Genomic DNA, 17442 nt, shown 5'->3' on the forward strand with positions numbered 1-17442 from the left:
GGGCTCGAATCCTCCAGAGTGGGTTTAGGTGAGGTGGGCATACATATTGCGGTCACTTTCCCGTATCAACGCAAAATACGGGCTTGTCCACAGGTTGTGAACAGATATTTAGTGAGCGACAAGGAGAGACCGTATGAGCAAATTCACACATCTGATCAAGCTGTCGGTCGGCACGGAAGACGTATCCGGTTTAGAACGTTGGCAAAAATCCGGTGCCGCCAAAACCGCGGACGGCCTGCCCTGCCATGTTACGCGAATGTGGCCTAAACGTCAGGACGAAGTTCTGAATGGCGGATCAATTTATTGGGTGATCAAGGGCCTGATTCAGTGTCGCCAAAAGATCGTCCGACTCGATGAAGTTTTGGGCGGTGACGGGATCAGCCGATGCGCCATCGTTCTCGACCCCGAAATGGTGCGCGTGGCCCCGACGCAGAAGCGCCCGTTCCAAGGCTGGCGGTACCTCGCGCCTTCGGACGCGCCTGTCGATCTGGGTGCGAAACGCGAAGACGAGCCGGAACTGCCGGCTTCCCTTTCTGCGGCGCTCGCTGAAATCGGGATTATGTGAGGGGGCGCTGCCCCCTCGGCCCGAGGGCCTCACCCCCAGGATATTTTTCGCACAAAGGCAGGCTCAGATGCGGAGCAGGTCTTCGAGTTGATTGAGGACATTGCGGTCTTCGTTGCTCCAATCCGCGTTGCGCGATTTGAAGAGCGTTGCCTGACTCGCGTGAATGAGTGCGTCATCGAGGATTTTCAGACCGTTCGCGCGCAGCGTTTCACCGGTCGAGGTGATGTCTGCCACCGCTTCGGCGGTCTCATTGCGGACAGTGCCTTCGGTTGCGCCTTGGCTGTCGACCAGTTGGTAGTCGGCAACGCCGTTGTCGCGCAGGAACTCGCGGACAAGGCGGTGGTATTTCGTCGCGATGCGCAGGCGGAAACCGTGGTTGCGGCGGAATTGTGCAGCGGCGGCGTCCAGATCATCGAGGGTGTCCACGTCGACCCAGCCGTTCGGCACGGCAATGATCAGATCAGCACCGCCGAAGCCCATCGGAGCCAGTTCGCGGATGCGGTTTTCCCAATCCGGCACTTTTTCGCGGACCAAGTCAGAGCCGGTAACGCCGAGGTGGATACGGCCAGCCGACAGCTCGCGCGGAATTTCACCGGCCGAGAGCAGCACCAGCTCGATACCGTCGATGCCTTCGACAGCGCCGGAGTATTCGCGCTCCGAACCGGTTTTCACCAGCTTCAGGCCGCGATCTGCGAACCATTCGAAGGTCTTCTCCATCAGCCGCCCTTTGGACGGCACACCAAGTTTCACGGTCATGCCTGCCCCCTGAGTGCGACGACGAGTTCCGGACGGATGACGGCGCCCACGGCGGGCACTTCGCGGCCACGGCCAAGCACGCGGGTTAGCGCGTCATAACGGCCGCCAGTTGCCACGGCGGGCATTCCAGCGCGGGTTTCCGAATAGAAGCCGAAGACGAAGCCGTCGTAGTATTCGAGCGAGGTGCGGCCAAAGTTACCTTCGAATTCCAGCGCATCCACGTCGATACCGGCTTCAGACAGCGCATCGAGACGCTGGGAGAAGCGGGTCACAGCCTCGGAGATCGACGGCATATCCACGGCGATGTCACGCAGGTTGCCGAGGACATTCGGGCAGGTTTCGCGCAGGCTCACAAGTTCTTCGAGCATCGCGATCTGTTCGCTGTCGATAGGGGCCATTTGCGCATCTTCGCGGAGCGCCGCGATGCGGTCTTCGACCTCTTTGGCGGAGCGGAGGCCGACAACTTGAGCGTCAGCCATCGGATCAGCTTTGGCCAGCAGCGCGGCGCGGGTTGCAGGAACGTCGGCTTTGCCGCCGAAACGTTCCAGCAATGCGCGGAAGCGGCGGGGGCGCCAGATGTGGCGCAGCAGAGCTGCTTTGCGCGCGTCGGATGTGTCGAGCCCGCGAACAGCGGCGGTCAGGATACCGTAGTCGCCAGTTGCAGCGCGGACGGGCAGACCGTCCAGAGCCTTCGCGATGATCGCGAAGACCTCTGCGTCGGCTTGAACAGGCGCTTTGCCGTCGAACACCTCGTAGCCGACCTGCACGTACTCGTTCGGGCGGCTAAGGTCTTCTTCCTGCATACGGAAGACTTTGCCCGAGTAGGTGTAGCGGGCCGGATCGGCGTTGGATTCCATGTGCCACTGCACCACGGGAACAGTGAAGTCCGGGCGGAGCATCATCTCGCCGCGCACGCCGTCTGTGGTCACATAGGCGCGGCCACGGATGTCTTCACCATAGAGGTCGAGAAGCGTTTCGGCGGGTTGCAGGATGTCCGTTTCGACAAGCTGCGCGCCCTGCGCTTCAAAGAGCGCGCGGATGCGGCGCGCTTCTTCGTTCGTCTGGCGAAGTCCCGTCATTGCTTCTGGCTTTCAAGGATTTCGCGGACTTTGGCGACGAGCTCCGAACGCGGCATTTCGTACTGCGAGGGACGCTCTTTCCATTCGTCGAGCGTGGCGTTCTGCGCGATCTGGGCACCGAGGATCAGGTCCTTGATCTGCACAACGCCGTTTTCCTTTTCGCTGCCACCTTCGATGACGGCGATCGGGCTGTTGCGCTTGTCCGCATACTTCAACTGGTTGCCGAAGTTCTTCGGGTTGCCGAGGTAAACCTCGGCGCGGATGCCTGCGTTGCGCAGCTCGGCGACCATAGCCTGATAGTCAGCCATGCGGTCCTTATCCATGACGGTCACGACCACGGGGCCGGTCGGCGCTCCGCCCATGCGGCCTTTTGCGCGGAGCGCGGCGAGCAGACGGTCAACACCAATCGACACGCCCGTTGCGGGGACTTCCTGACCGGTGAAGCGCTTGACCAGATCGTCGTAACGACCACCGCCCGACACCGAGCCGAACTGGCGCGGACGGCCCTTTTCGTCGAGGATTTCAAAGGTCAGTTCTGCTTCGAACACGGGGCCAGTGTAGTAACCGAGACCGCGCACGACCGACGGGTCGATCAGGATACGGTCAGGGCCGTAGCCTTGGGCGTCCAGCAGTTCCGCGATGTATTCAAGCTCGTTCACGCCATCATTGCCGACGACCGAACCGCCGACCAGTTCACGCAGACGCGCAGCGGTCGCAGCGCCGGTGTCGCGGCGGGCGGACATGAAGCCCATGACGATGTCGGCTTGCTCGTCCGAAAGCCCAGCGCCCTTGGTGAAGTCGCCGGACTCGTCCATGCGGCCCTTGCCGATCAGAAGGCGGACGCCCTCCTCACCGAATTTGTCGAACTTGTCGATGGCGCGGAGCACGGTGCCGCGCTCTTCGGCCATTGCCTCGGGGTCATTGGGGTCGAGAACGCCTGCGACTTCCATCACGCCGTTCAGCACTTTGCGGTTGTTCACGCGCACGATGTAGTCACCGCGCGGAATGCCGACGGTTTCCAGCGTGTCGGACAGCATCGCGCAGATCTCTGCGTCGGCGGCAACAGTCGGCGCGCCGACGGTATCCGCGTCACACTGATAGAACTGACGGAAGCGGCCCGGTCCGGGCTTTTCATTACGCCAGACGGGCCCCATCGCGTAGCGGCGATAGGGCGACGGCAGGTCATTGCGGTACTGCGCAGCCACTCGCGCCAGCGGCGCGGTCAGGTCATAGCGCAGCGCGACCCAGTCCTTTTCGTCTTCCTGCCATGCGAACACACCCTCGTTCGGGCGGTCGACGTCAGGAAGGAATTTACCCAGAGCTTCGACAGTTTCGACACCGGATGTCTCGAGCGCTTCGAAGCCGTAACGGTGGTAGACCTCGGCAATCTGGGACAGCATATGGGTGCGTTCGGTCACTTCGGTGCCGAAATAATCGCGGAACCCCTTCGGCGTGACTGCCTTGGGGCGGGGCTGCTTCTTTTGCTTTGCCATGGTCCGTCCTCGGTCGGTTTTCGCCGCATCCTTTATAGACAGGACCGCACAAGAGCAACGCGATCTTGGCCTTTCCTCCGCCACGGCATAAGATGTTGCACATGACAGACACCACCGCACTTGAAGAGCGTATCGCTCACCTCACCCGCACCGTCGAAGAACTGTCCGACATCGTCGCGCGGCAGGAGACCGATCTGCTACTGGCAAAGCGCCGCCTCGCCATGCTGATGGAGCGTGAGGCAGAGCGTGAATATGCGAGCAGCAACGACATCCCGCTCGCCGACCAGCGCCCGCCGCACTGGTAATTACATCTCGATCACGTCGACGACGCCTTCGATCGACCGCAGCGCCCCACGGATTTGCGGCGACACGGGGAAGCTATCGGCGAGGTCGATATCGACTTCTGCCGGATCGGCGTTGGTCATAACTGTGAGGCGGATCGGCCCGATGCTGCCCCGCACCTTGTCACGGCGCGCGGTTTCCAGAACGGACGCGATGGAGACGACCGCCTCTTCGTCCTGAATATATACCTGAAGCCCTGCCCCGCCCGCATCGGCCACCACCGATTCCATCGGAGCGACCGCGCGGATCGTCGGATCGAACTGACCGTCGTTGAAACGCCCTTCGAGCGTGACGACCACTTTGTCGGTTTCTTCGAACACGGTACGCGCGGCGAATAGCTCGTCATCCTTGCGCATGAACATCGCGATGCCGGAAAGCTGGCCCGACGAATCCGAGATGTTCATTCGGAAATAGCGGGTGCCTTTTGATGACTTCATTTCGCGGAAGCCCGAAACCATGACGCCTACACGGACGGCAACGGCTCCTTCGGCCTCTGCTTTTTTTTGGGCTTCGGCGATCGTGAAGATTTTCTTGCGCTTCAACGCACTCGCATAGTCGTCGAGCGGGTGGCCCGAGAGGAAAAAGCCGATGGCTTTCTGCTCTTCCATCAGACGGTCGGATGGAGCCCAGTCGGTGACGGCAGCCAGACGCGGTTCGGGCAGATCCTCGCCTGCATCACCGAATAGCGACACCTGCGCCGAAGCGCTCTGTTCGTGGATAGCTGCGGAATAGGCGACCAGCGGATCGAGGCTTTCCAGAACGCGGCGGCGGTTGCTGTCGAGCTGATCGAATGCCCCTGCCCGCGCAAGCATTTCCAGCGGGCGCTTGCCCACTTTCTTTAGATCGACGCGGCGGGCGAAATCGTAGAGCGTTGCGAACGGGCGGCCTGTTTCCTCGCGCGCACGAACGATCATATTCATCGCTTCGGAGCCGACGTTTTTCAGCGCGCCCAGCGCGTAGACAAGTTTCTGATCGACCACATCGAACGTCGCCAGCGAGCGGTTCACGCACGGCGGGACAATTTCGATGTTCATCCCGCGGCGGACTTCTTCGGCGTAGATCGCCAGCTTTTCCGTCAGGTGGATATCGCAGTTCATGACGCCTGCCATGAACTCGACCGGATGGTTCGCCTTGAGCCAACCTGTCTGGTAGGACACGACCGCGTAGGCCGCAGCGTGAGATTTGTTGAAGCCGTAGTTCGCGAATTTCTCCAGAAGGTCGAAGACCTCGGAAGCTTTCTTTTTATCAACGCCGTTCTCTTTGGCGCCTGCTTCGAACTTCGGACGTTCGGCGTCCATCGCCTCTTTGATCTTCTTACCCATCGCACGGCGCAGAAGGTCAGCGCCGCCGAGCGAGTAACCCGCCATGACCTGCGCGATCTGCATCACCTGTTCCTGATAAACGATGATGCCCTGCGTTTCGGCGAGGATATGGTCGATGGTCGGGTGGACGGATTCCAGTTCCTTGCGGCCGTGCTTCACGTCGCAATAGGTCGGGATGTTCTCCATCGGACCCGGACGGTAAAGCGCCACAAGCGCAACGATATCCTCGATACACGTCGGTTTCATCTGGCGAAGCGCGGACATCATGCCCGAACTTTCCACCTGGAACACAGCGACCGTTTTCGCATCGGAATAGAGGTCGTAGGTTTTCTTATCGTCCAGCGGGATCGCGTTGATGTGGTTCTCCGCACCGGCGGCAGGCTCGTAGAGCTGCGTGCCATCGGCGGCGATATGCAGCGAACGACCCGATTTGAAGATCAGGTTCATTGCCGACTGGATCACCGTCAGCGTTTTCAGACCGAGGAAGTCGAACTTCACCAGACCGGCCTGCTCCACCCATTTCATGTTGAACTGGGTCGCAGGCATGTCCGAACGCGGGTCTTGGTAGAGCGGCACGAGCCGATCCGTCGGGCGGTCCGCAATCACGACACCCGCCGCGTGTGTCGACGCGTTCCTCAGCAACCCTTCGACCTGCATCCCGTATTTCAGAAGGCGGTCGATGACCTCTTCCTCGCTCGCCATCTGGCGCAGGCGGTCTTCCTGTTTGAGCGCCTGCTCGATCGACACGGGCTTCACGCCCTCAACGGGGATCAGCTTCGACAGGCGGTCGACCTGTCCGAACGGCAGCTGGAGCACACGCCCCACGTCACGCACTGCCGCCTTGGACAGAAGCGCACCGAAGGTGATGATCTGCGCGACCTTATCGCGGCCGTATTTCTCCTGAACGTATTTGATGACCTCTTCACGACGGTCCATGCAGAAGTCGATGTCGAAGTCGGGCATCGACACACGTTCGGGGTTGAGGAAGCGTTCGAACAGCAGCGAATAGCGCAGCGGATCAAGGTCGGTAATCGTCAGCACGTAAGCCACGAGTGAGCCCGCACCTGAACCGCGGCCCGGCCCGACGGGGATGCCCTGATCCTTCGCCCACTTGATGAAGTCAGCAACGATCAGGAAGTAACCGGGGAATCCCATGCCCTCGATGATATCCAGCTCGAACTGGAGGCGTTTGTTATACTCCTCCACCGGCGCGGCGTGGGGGATGACCGCCAGTCGTGCTTCCAGACCTTCCCAAGCCTGACGGCGAAGTTCCTCGACCTCGTCATCGGCGAACTTCGGAAGGATCGGCGCGCGCTTGTAGGCTTTGAACGCGCAGCGCTTGGCAATCTCGACCGTGTTCTCGATAGCCTCGGGCAGGTCGGCGAAGAGTGTGATCATCTCTTCCTGCGACTTGAAATAGTGCTGGCGCGTAAGGCGGCGGCGGTCCTGCTGCTGGTCGACATATGCGCCCTCCGCGATACAGATCATCGCGTCGTGCGCTTCGTACATCTCTGCATTCGGGAAATAGACGTCGTTCGTCGCGACCAGCGGAATGTCCATCGCATAGGCCATCTCGACAAAACCGCGCTCGCTTAGCTTTTCGGCTTCGGGAAGGCCGCCCTCTTCGGGGTGACGCTGGAGTTCGACGTAGAGGCGGTCGCCGAAGATGTCCTTCAGCTCCTGCATCATCGCCTGCGCCTTGGCCGCCTGCCCCGTGCGCAACAGACGCCCCATCGGACCGTCGGGGCCGCCGGTAAGACAGATCAGACCTGCGTTGTGCTCGCGCAGATCCTGCATCTGGATCTGCGGCAACTGACCCTCGTTATTATCCACATAAAGGATGCTCGACATCCGCATGAGGTTCTCGTAGCCCTCTTCGGTCTGGGCGAGGAACACCAACGGCGCGGGCGGTTCGGGCTTCTTGCCCGGCTCGGGTTTGACGTAGCCGAAGCTCACCTGACAGCCGATAATCGGCTGGAGCCCCGCCCCACTCGCGTATTCGGAAAACTCAAGCGCGCAGAACATGCTGTTGGTGTCGGTCACCGCGACGGCGGGCATTCCCATGCCCAAGGCAGTGCCAGACAGCTTTTTGACCCGCATTGCCCCTTCGAGCAGCGAATATTCGGTATGGACGCGCAGATGGATAAAACGGGGAGAGTCGGTCATACGCCCAAGCTACCCCAAGCCTTTGATAAGTGGAACATCATCGCGATCACATTCGGCGCGATCCCGTTTGCCTAATATTAAGGCAAATGCCCTAGCGTCGCTTGCTTAGCGTGCAAATCATTCGGCAATACACCTTGCACAAAAGGGCCTTCATAGATTTGAATGAACGGTAAAAGGGGGCGCGGGTCTACGCCGCATCGACGATGCGCCATTCCCCAAGGAAGAGTAACGCGGCGGGTTTTCACATGGAGATCACGTTTCTTCTGAACGGAGAGACTGTTTCGGTAGACGTTCCGCCGACGCGGACGGTGCTCGACTGGCTACGCGAAGAGCAAGGGCTGACCGGTACGAAAGAAGGCTGCAACGAAGGCGACTGCGGTGCGTGCACCGTGATGGTCACCGACGAACGCGGCCCGCGTGCCCACAATGCCTGCATCATGCTCATGCCGCAGATCAACGGCAAAGCGCTCCGCACGGTCGAGGGCCTTTCGGGCCCGAACGGTGAAATGCATCCCGTCCAGCACGCGATGGTCGAAGAACACGGAAGCCAGTGCGGTTTCTGTACCCCCGGTTTCGTCGTGTCGATGGCGACTGCGCAGCTGACCGGAGAAACCGATACCGACCGCGTTCTGGCAGGCAACCTATGCCGCTGCACAGGATACGCCCCGATTGTCCGCGCCGCCGAAAAGGCCGCGCATCAGGCAGCGCCCGAATGGGTCAAGGACAAGGCCGTTGACGCCAGCGCCTCCCCTGCCCAGCCGAAGTCCTCGGACGAACTGGCCGCGTGGTATATGGAGCACCCCGAAGGCACACTGGTTGCCGGTGCGACCGACGTCGGCCTCTGGGTGACGAAGCAACTACGCGACCTGCCCAACGTGGCATTCGTCGGCGGCTGCGCAGACATGCGCAGTATTAATGACGAGGGGGATACGCTTCGCATCGGTGCGGGTGTGACTATGGCCGAGCTGCTTCCCGTGCTGACCAAACACCACCCGAGCTACGCCGCGATGGCCCGCCGCTACGGCTCGGAACAGGTGCGCAATTCAGCGACCATCGGCGGCAACATCGCCAACGGCTCGCCCATTGGAGACAACCCACCTGCCCTCATCGCGCTGGGTGCCACGCTGCACCTGCGCCGCGGTGATGACCGTCGTTCGATGCCGATCGAGGATTTCTTCATCGAATACGGCAAACAGGACCGGCAAGCGTGCGAGTTCGTCGAGGCCGTGACCATCCCCAAGTCGGCAGACGGCCTGCGCTGCTACAAACTGTCGAAGCGTTTCGATCAGGACATCTCTGCCGTTTGCGGATGCTTCAACCTGACAATCACTGACGGCACCGTCACCGAGGCCCGCATCGCGTTCGGCGGCATGGCGGGGACACCGCAACTGGCCAAGGGCACGATGGAGGCTCTGGTCGGTCAGCCGTGGACCGAAGCCACCATCGACGCGGCCTGCACCGCGCTGGGTACTGACTTCAAACCAATGTCCGACATGCGCGCCTCTGCTGCGTACCGCACCGAGGCCGCACAAGGGATGCTCCGCCGCTATTTCGCGGAGAGCCAAGGCATCTCCATCGACCTGATGGAGGTCCGCGCATGACCGTCGGCATCGCTACTCCGCACGACAGCGCCGCGCTTCACGTCACCGGCAAGGCCCGTTACGTTGATGATATCCCCACGCCGAAAGGCACGCTGCACCTCGCGTTCGGTCTTTCGCCCCAGGCACGCGGGACGCTCCGCGAACTGGACGTTTCAGGCGTCCGCGCTGCAGAAGGTGTCGTCGCGGTTCTGACTGCCGACGACCTGCCCTTCGCCAACGATGTCAGCGCTTCGATCCATGACGAGCCCCTACTTGCCACTGACCGCGTGAACCACGTTGGCCAGCCGGTGTTTCTCGTGATCGCAGACACCCATCTGAATGCCCGAAAGGCCGCACGGCTCGGTAGGATGGTCATCGACGAAGAAGACCCGATCCTCACCTATGACGCCGCCCTTGCCGCTGAAAGCTGGTTCGAAGGCGGCCCGCGCGTCTGGCAGAAGGGTGATGCCGATGAGGCCGTAGCCAAGGCTCCGCGCCGACTATCGGGCCGGATCGAGATGGGCGGGCAAGAGCACTTCTACCTCGAAGGTCAGGCCGCGATGGCCGCGCCGCAGGAAAATGGGGATATGGTGGTGCACAGCTCCACCCAGCACCCGACCGAAATCCAGCACAAGGTGGCCGAGGCGATCGGCACCCCGATGCACGCAGTCCGCGTCGAATGTCGCCGGATGGGTGGCGGCTTCGGCGGCAAGGAGTCCCAAGGCAACGCGCTGGCCGTGTCCTGTGCGGTTGCCGCGCGTCTGACGGGGAAGCCCTGCAAGATGCGCTACGACCGCGACGACGACATGGTCATCACGGGCAAGCGCCATGACTTCCGCATCGACTACGAGGTCGGCTTTGACGAGCGTGGCCGCGTTCAGGGCGTCGTGTTTGAGCAGATCACCCGCGCCGGCTGGGCGCAAGATCTGACCGGAGCGGTCGCCGACCGCGCCATGCTCCACGCCGACAACGCTTACCTTCTGCCAACGGCCAAGATTACGTCCTACCGCCTCAAGACCAACATGCAGTCCGCCACCGCCTATCGCGGCTTCGGCGGTCCGCAAGGTGTGGTTGGCATCGAGCGAGTGATGGACCATATCGCGCACGACCTCGGTCTCGATCCGGTCGAAGTGCGCAAAGTGAACTACTACGCCGAAGCCAAGATCGACACGGCTTCCGAGACCGCGCCCGACGGCACGTTTTCTCGCGTCAAAGGCGGCGGCACGCCGTTCGGCGGCAAGTACTCTCCCCCGAGCCACAAACCCGAGCCGAACACCACGCCCTACGGGATGGAGGTGAAGGACTTCCTGCTGCACGGCATGACCGAAAAGCTGCTGCAAAGTTGCGAGTACGAAGCGCGCCGCGAAGCCATCGCCGAGTGGAACGCCAACTCTCCGATCCTGAAACGGGGCATCGCATTCTCACCGGTAAAGTTCGGCATTTCGTTCACCCTCACCCACCTCAACCAAGCGGGCGCACTGGTCCACGTCTACGCCGACGGCTCGATCATGATGAACCATGGCGGGACGGAGATGGGCCAAGGTCTGTTCCAGAAGGTCGCTCAGGTCGCCTCTGCCCGCTTTGGCGTCGGCGTCGACAAGGTGAGGATTACGGCCACCGATACCGCAAAAGTGCCGAACACATCTGCCACCGCGGCATCGTCGGGGTCTGACCTTAATGGTATGGCCGTGCTGGTTGCCTGTGACGCAATCAAAGAGCGCATGGCAGAGCACCTCGGTGGCGGCCAACCCGTCGAATTCGCGGGCGGCATGGTGCGCTGGGCAGATCAGGAACTGACCTTCGCCGAAGCCGCGCTGAAGTGCTATGAGGCCCGCGTGAGCCTTTCGGCCACTGGGTTCTACAAGACGCCGGACCTGTCGTGGGACCGTCAAAAGGGCCAAGGTCGACCGTTCTTCTACTTTGCCCACGGCGCCGCTGTGACCGAAGTGGTGATCGACACGCTCACGGGCGAAAACCGCATCCTGCGCACCGATATTCTGCACGACGCAGGCAAGTCGCTGAACCCCGCGATCGACAAGGGTCAGGTCGAAGGCGGCTATGTTCAAGGTGCCGGATGGCTGACGACCGAAGAGCTTATCTGGGACGACCAAGGCCGCCTACGCACCCACGCGCCGTCGACTTATAAGATCCCCGCGTGCTCTGACCGTCCGCCTGTTTTCAACGTCGAACTGGTCGATGCGGAGAACCCTGAGGCCACGATCTACCGATCCAAAGCTGTCGGCGAGCCGCCGTTCATGCTCGGCATCTCAGCGTTCCTCGCGTTATCGGACGCGGTTGCAGCTTGCGGCACGACCTACCCCGCCCTTGATGCGCCCGCGACGCCGGAACGCCTTCTCGAAGCCATCAAACGGGTGCGCGGGTGAGTTTCGACCTCGAACACCTCGCGGCCCTGACGGCTCGCGGACCCGTCGCGCGGATCGTCGTGACCCGAACCGCGGGTTCGGTCCCGCGTGAGGCGGGGACGGTGATGTATGTCTGGAACGATGGTCAGGACGGCACCATCGGCGGCGGTCGTCTGGAGTGGGAAGCCGTTGCCGCCGCCCGTGCTCAGACAGACGCGCTGTCCGAACGCACCTATCCCCTCGGGCCGGGACTTGGGCAGTGCTGCGGCGGGTCGGTGACATTGGTGAGCGAGATTTTCACTGCCGAAACGTTGCCAACCCTCCCCTACGCGCGTCCATTAAAACCGGGCCCGATGCCGACGAGCGTCGAGCGCAAGCTGACGCACATTGGCACGCTCCCCGCGCCGGTCATCGTCGACGGCTGGCTGATCGAGACAGCACCACCCAAGGGCCGCGAGATCTGGGTCTGGGGTTCGGGGCACGTGGGCCGCGCGCTGGTCGCCATTCTGGCTCCGCTGGCGGACATCAAATGGGTCGACATCGCGCAGGACCGTTTCCCGTCGGACATCCCTTTCGGCGTCACCGATCTGGTCGCCGTGGACCCCGTGCAGATGGTCAAACACGCACCAAAAACTGCCGAGCATGTCATCTTGACGCATAGTCATGAACTCGACCTTGCGCTCTGCCATGCTCTTCTGGCACATGGATTTTCCGGCCTCGGCCTCATCGGCTCGCAGACCAAACGCGCCCGCTTTTTCAAGCGGCTTGCCGATCTGGGACATCGGCAGGAAAAGATCGCGCGTATCGCCTGTCCGATCGGGGATCCGTCGCTTGGCAAACATCCTCAGGCAATAGCCTTGGGGGTCGCAACAGATGTGCTACAACGGGCGCACATCGGACAGGGAACGGGACAGGGCAACAGTGACACTGCTTGATCTGAGAGGGTTGACCAAAGCCTATCCGGGCGTGGTCGCCAACAGCGATGTCAGCTTCTCCATCGGCGAGGGAGAAATCCACGCGCTGCTGGGTGAAAACGGCGCGGGCAAATCGACCTTGGTCAAGACGATCTATGGTCTGGTGCGGCCCGATGCGGGGGACATGACGCTCGCAGGTCAGCCTTTTAGCCCGAGCGATCCGCGCGCCGCGCGCGGGTCTGGCATCGCGATGGTGTTCCAGCATTTCTCGCTGTTTGACGCGCTGACCGTGGCCGAGAACATCGCGCTTGGTATGGACAACCCTCCGCCGCGCAAGCAGATCGCTGGCCGTATCCGTGAAGTGTCGGAGAAATACGGCCTACCGCTCGATCCCGATATGATCGTCGGCGATCTGTCGGCAGGTGAGCGCCAGCGGGTCGAGATCATCCGCTGCCTGCTCCAGTCGCCGCGCCTGCTCATCATGGACGAGCCGACGTCCGTTCTGACCCCGCAAGAGGTCAATATCCTGTTCGAGACGCTCCGCCTGCTGTCCGAACAAGGCACCTCGATCCTCTATATTTCCCACAAGCTCGATGAAATCCGCGCGCTTTGCCACAGGGCCACGATCCTGCGGCTCGGCAAGGTCGTCGGCGAATGCGATCCGCGCGCCACGACGAGCCGCGAGATGGCCGAGATGATGGTGGGCACCGTTCTGCAAGCGCCGCAGCGCGACTACGCGGAAGCGGGCGCCGAGATTCTGAAGCTGAAAAACCTCTCCGCCCCTGCCCCGCACCAATTCGGCACGGCCCTCAAGAACATCGAACTGACGGTCCGCGCTGGCGAAGTCGTCGGTATCGGCGGCGTTGCAGGCAACGGTCAGGACGAACTGGTCGCCGCGCTCTCGGGCGAGATGCGAACCGGCGACGGCATGGTCGTTGTTGACGGGGCCTCCATCGGCGGTCTGACACCGAATGCGCGCCGCAAGATCGGCGTTTGCGCTGCCCCCGAGGAACGGAACGGCCACGCCGCTGCGCCCGACATGACATTGACCGAAAATGCGCTGCTCACAGGCAACACGCGGATGGCTCTATCAAAGAACGGTATGCTCGATTGGTCCAAAGCACGCGACTTTGCCGACAGCATCATCAACGCGTTCGATGTCCGCACTCCGGGGACCGAGACAACCGCGCGCGCACTGTCGGGCGGCAACCTGCAAAAATTCGTCATCGGCCGCGAGATCCTGCAAAAGCCCAAGGTTCTCGTCGTGAACCAACCGACTTGGGGGGTGGATGCGGCAGCGGCGGCTTCGATCCGTCAGTCTCTGCTTGACCTCGCTGCTGGTGGGTCTGCGGTAGTGGTGATCAGCCAGGACCTTGATGAAATTCTGGAAATTGCAGACCGTTTCGCGGCTCTAAACGAAGGGCGGCTGTCCAAGCCTGTCTCGACCAAGGGGCTGAGCATTGAGGAAATCGGTCTGATGCTGGGCGGCGCCCACGATATGGAGGCCGCGCATGCTCAGGCTTGAGAAACGACCCCAGCCGTCGACATTCTGGACCTACGCCGCGCCTCTGGTCGCCGTCGTCGTGACCATCCTGCTCGGCATGGCGCTCTTCGCCAGCCTCGGCAAAGACCCCGTGGGCGCGATCCGCGCAATTTTCTACGAACCGCTTTTCGGTGAGTTCTCGTTCTACTACCGACCCGAAGTCATCAAGAAAGCCGCTCCGCTGATCCTCATCGCGACCGGCCTTGCCTTCGGGTTTCGCGCGGGCGTTTGGAATATCGGCGCCGAAGGCCAGTATATCATGGGCGCGATCTGCGGCGCTGGCGTTGCGCTGGCGTTCTATCCCAGCGAATCCCGCTGGCTTGTCTTCCCGCTCGCCATCATCGCGGGCACCATCGGAGGTGCGGTCTGGGGCCTGATCCCCGCGCTGCTGAAGGTCAAATTCAAGACAAACGAAATCCTTGTGTCGCTCATGCTGGTATACGTCGCGCAAGTGCTGATTACTGCGTTCTCGTCGGGCCTGATGCGCAACCCCGAGGGCCACGGCTTCCCCGGTAGCCGCAACCTCAGCCAGTATCCCGCCGCCGCCAACGGCGAGCTGTTCGCGGGTACCGGCGTCCACTGGGGCGTGATCGCGGCGCTGATCGCGGTTGCCGTGGCATATGTCATCCTGACCCGCCACCAGTTCGGTTTCGACGTGCGCCTTGCAGGGCAAAGCCCGAAGGCCGCGTCGTTCTCGGGCCTGAACCCGAACAAGCTGGTCATCATTTCGCTCCTGCTTTCGGGCGGCCTCGCCGGACTTGCAGGCGTGTTCGAGGTCACTGGACCTGCGGGACAAATCCTCGGATCTTTCCCCAAATTTTACGGTTTCACGGCTATTATCGTTGCCTATCTGGGCCGGCTCCATCCGGTCGGCATTCTGATGGCGGGCGCATTGATGGCTCTGACTTATATCGGCGGCGAGGTCGCTCAGGACCGCGAACAGCTGCCCGCTGCGGCGATCATGGTGTTCCAAGGGATGCTGCTGTTCTCGATCCTCGGGGTCGATGTGCTGACCAATTATCGTCTCCGCTTTGGAAAGAACGAGGTGCGCTGATGGACATCAATCCGATCCTCCTTCTCGCGGCGGTCATGGTCGCCTCCACGCCGGTTCTGCTGGCTGCTATCGGAGAGCTGGTCGTCGAGCGCTCCGGCGTTTTGAACCTTGGTGTCGAGGGCATGATGATCACCGGAGCGGTCTTCGGCTATATCATCGGTCACGGTAGCGGTAGCGCCATCGGCGGCTTTGCCGCGGCGGCGCTTGCGGGCGCGTGCCTGAGCCTCATCTTCGGTTTTCTGACGCAGTTCCTGCTGACCAACCAGACCGCGACGGGGCTTGGCCTGACGCTCTTCGGGCTGGGTCTGTCATCACTCGTGGGCCAAGGCGCAACCGCCACCTACCCCGTCACCGTACCGCGTCTGCCGATCCCGCTCCTGTCCGACATTCCGGCAATCGGTCCGATCCTCTTCAACCACGACGCAGTCGTATATCTGTCGATCCTCCTCATCGTCCTCGTCTGGTTCGTTATGTTCCGCAGTCGCGCGGGTCTGATCCTGCGCGCAGTCGGAGAGAACCACGACGCGGCACACGCTCTCGGCTATCCTGTTCGCCTTGTTCGCATGGCGGCAATCTTCTTCGGCGGCGGATGCGCGGGCCTTGCAGGCGCTTACATCAGCCTCGTTCGTGTGCCCCAGTGGACCGACGGCATCACTGCCGGTGCGGGCTGGATCGCCCTCGCTATCGTGGTCTTCGCCAGCTGGAAGCCTTTCCGACTTCTGATCGGTGCCTATCTTTTCGGCGGCGTCACCGTGTTGCAGCTAAACCTGCAAGCCGATGGGACACTGGCTCTTCTCGATATCGCGATTGGGCTTCTTGCTGCCGCCGCCGCTGTGGTATGGCTTACCCGCTCGATCACAAAGAAAGCAGCCGCACCGATGGACAACCTGCTCTCGGTCATCATCCTCGTTCTGTCAGTGGTTTACGGACTGCTGCGGCTTGCAGGGATGCAGACCATTCCGATCGAATACCTTTCGATGCTACCCTACCTCGCGACGATTGCCGTTCTGGTCGGGCTGCGCGCCTCCAATGCGCCTGCATCGCTGGGCAAAACCTTTCACGCCTCGACCTGAGGCGCTGCAAACAGCCAGATCTGCTCTGGTCCAATTGGGAGAACTAAAAATGAAACGCAGAACGCTACTTGCCACCGGTGCCAGCGCCGCGATTGCAACCGCTCTGGGCGTCCCCGCCCGCGCGCAGGACAAGACCAAGGTCGGCTTCATCTACGTCGGTCCGATCAACGACGGCGGCTGGACCCAGCACCACCACCACTCCGCCATGGAGATGGTAGAGCACTTCGGTGACGCGGTAGACTTCGTCTATCAGGAATCGGTTCCGGAAGGCCCCGACGCCGAGCGCGCGATCACCCAGATGGCTCTCGGCGGCGCCGACATCATCTTCACCACCTCGTTCGGCTACATGGACCCGACCATCAACGTCGCCGCCAAGTTCCCGGATGTGAAGTTCGAGCACGCGACCGGCTACAAGATGGCCGACAACGTTTCGGTCTACTCGGCACGCTTCTACGAAGGCCGCGCCGTTCAGGGCACCCTCGCGGGCCGCATGACCCAGAGCAACAAGATCGGCTACATCGCGTCGGTTCCGATTCCGGAAGTCGTGCGCGGCATCAACTCGGCTTACATCCACGCCAAGAAGGTGAACCCGGATGTCGAATTCAAGATCATCTGGATCTTCGAATGGCTTAACCCGGCGAAGGAAGCCGACGCTGCCAAGGCTCTGATCGAGCAAGGCTGCGACGTCATCCTCCAGCACACCGACTCCACCGCGCCGCAGCAAGCTGCTAAGGATGCGGGCAACGTCTACACCTTCGGTCAGGCTGCCGACATGGCGGAATTCGCACCGATGCCGCGCATCTCGTCGATCATCGACGAATGGGCGCCCTACTACATCGACCGCGTACAGGCTGTCATGGACGGCACCTGGACCTCGACCAACACCTGGGACGGCATCGGCCCGGGCATGGTCGGCATCGGCGAGATTTCGTCGGCAGTTCCGGACGACGTCAAAGCCGAAGCAGAAGCACTCCGCGACGCGATCGCTTCGGGCGAGTACCACCCGTTCACCGGCCCGATCAACAAGCAGGATGGCTCGGTCTGGCTTGCTGAAGGCGAAGTCGCTGACGACGGCACCCTCGCTGGTCTCAACTTCTACGTCGAAGGTATCGAAGGCGACATCCCGTCCTGATCGGTCTCTTCCGACCAAGTTTCAAAGGGGCGCTTCGGCGCCCCTTTTTCATGGCGCACG

The 17442-nt window shown here is 61.8% G+C and carries 13 protein-coding genes; 9 read left to right on the top strand and 4 right to left on the bottom strand.

Features of this window, described 5'->3' with window-relative positions; translation table 11 throughout:
- The first annotated feature begins 133 nt into the window (after positions 1–133).
- Complete coding sequence (locus tag IF204_RS09305; protein ID WP_194096441.1) at positions 134–565, top strand: DUF1489 family protein; 432 nt, start codon at positions 134–136, stop codon at positions 563–565.
- Between the two features lie 63 nt (positions 566–628).
- On the opposite strand, the gene hisG is transcribed toward IF204_RS09305, so the two are convergent.
- From hisG to hisS, 3 genes are read right to left on the bottom strand one after another with little or no spacing between them, the layout of a single operon-like run.
- Positions 629–1321 carry an ATP phosphoribosyltransferase gene (gene hisG, locus IF204_RS09310; protein ID WP_167636106.1) on the bottom strand — a complete coding sequence of 231 codons (693 nt, stop codon included), beginning with the start codon at positions 1319–1321 and terminating at the stop codon, positions 629–631.
- A complete protein-coding gene (locus tag IF204_RS09315; protein WP_194096443.1) occupies positions 1318–2400 on the bottom strand; it encodes an ATP phosphoribosyltransferase regulatory subunit in 1083 nt (360 codons plus the stop codon). Before IF204_RS09315 ends, hisG begins: the two co-directional genes overlap by 4 nt.
- Positions 2397–3893 carry a histidine--tRNA ligase gene (gene hisS, locus IF204_RS09320; RefSeq protein WP_194096445.1) on the bottom strand — a complete coding sequence of 499 codons (1497 nt, stop codon included), beginning with the start codon at positions 3891–3893 and terminating at the stop codon, positions 2397–2399. The genes IF204_RS09315 and hisS overlap by 4 nt, the downstream gene beginning before the upstream one ends.
- Before the next feature lie 101 nt (positions 3894–3994).
- Here hisS and IF204_RS09325 point away from each other — a divergent pair, with 101 nt between their 5' ends.
- Positions 3995–4198 carry a SlyX family protein gene (locus tag IF204_RS09325; RefSeq protein WP_167636103.1) on the top strand — a complete coding sequence of 68 codons (204 nt, stop codon included), beginning with the start codon at positions 3995–3997 and terminating at the stop codon, positions 4196–4198.
- Here IF204_RS09325 and dnaE read toward each other — a convergent pair whose 3' ends face one another.
- The gene (dnaE, locus tag IF204_RS09330; RefSeq protein WP_194096447.1) at positions 4199–7723 is read right to left on the bottom strand and encodes a DNA polymerase III subunit alpha; all 3525 of its coding nucleotides are present in this window, start codon (positions 7721–7723) and stop codon (positions 4199–4201) included.
- Between the two features lie 245 nt (positions 7724–7968).
- Here dnaE and IF204_RS09335 point away from each other — a divergent pair, with 245 nt between their 5' ends.
- From IF204_RS09335 to IF204_RS09365, 7 genes are read left to right on the top strand one after another with little or no spacing between them, the layout of a single operon-like run.
- On the top strand, positions 7969–9324 hold the full coding sequence (locus IF204_RS09335) for a xanthine dehydrogenase small subunit (RefSeq protein WP_194096449.1): 1356 nt from the start codon (positions 7969–7971) through the stop codon (positions 9322–9324).
- Complete coding sequence (xdhB, locus tag IF204_RS09340; RefSeq protein ID WP_194096452.1) at positions 9321–11687, top strand: xanthine dehydrogenase molybdopterin binding subunit; 2367 nt, start codon at positions 9321–9323, stop codon at positions 11685–11687. Before IF204_RS09335 ends, xdhB begins: the two co-directional genes overlap by 4 nt.
- Entirely contained in the window at positions 11684–12601 is a 918-nt protein-coding gene (xdhC, locus tag IF204_RS09345) for a xanthine dehydrogenase accessory protein XdhC (protein ID WP_194096454.1), read from the top strand. The genes xdhB and xdhC overlap by 4 nt, the downstream gene beginning before the upstream one ends.
- Positions 12540–14105: an ABC transporter ATP-binding protein gene (locus IF204_RS09350; protein ID WP_194096456.1), complete on the top strand. Its 1566-nt coding sequence runs from the start codon at positions 12540–12542 to the stop codon at positions 14103–14105. Before xdhC ends, IF204_RS09350 begins: the two co-directional genes overlap by 62 nt.
- Entirely contained in the window at positions 14092–15177 is a 1086-nt protein-coding gene (locus IF204_RS09355; RefSeq protein ID WP_194096458.1) for an ABC transporter permease, read from the top strand. Before IF204_RS09350 ends, IF204_RS09355 begins: the two co-directional genes overlap by 14 nt.
- Positions 15177–16250, top strand: coding sequence for an ABC transporter permease (locus IF204_RS09360; RefSeq protein ID WP_194096460.1), 1074 nt, complete (start codon positions 15177–15179; stop codon positions 16248–16250). Before IF204_RS09355 ends, IF204_RS09360 begins: the two co-directional genes overlap by 1 nt.
- 49 nt (positions 16251–16299) lie before the next feature.
- Positions 16300–17382, top strand: a complete 1083-nt coding sequence (locus IF204_RS09365; protein ID WP_194096462.1) for a BMP family ABC transporter substrate-binding protein — start codon at positions 16300–16302, stop codon at positions 17380–17382.
- Positions 17383–17442: the final 60 nt, after the last annotated feature.

It is taken from the genome of Marivivens aquimaris (genome assembly GCF_015220045.1).
GTDB classification, from domain to species: Bacteria; Pseudomonadota; Alphaproteobacteria; order Rhodobacterales; family Rhodobacteraceae; genus Marivivens; species Marivivens aquimaris.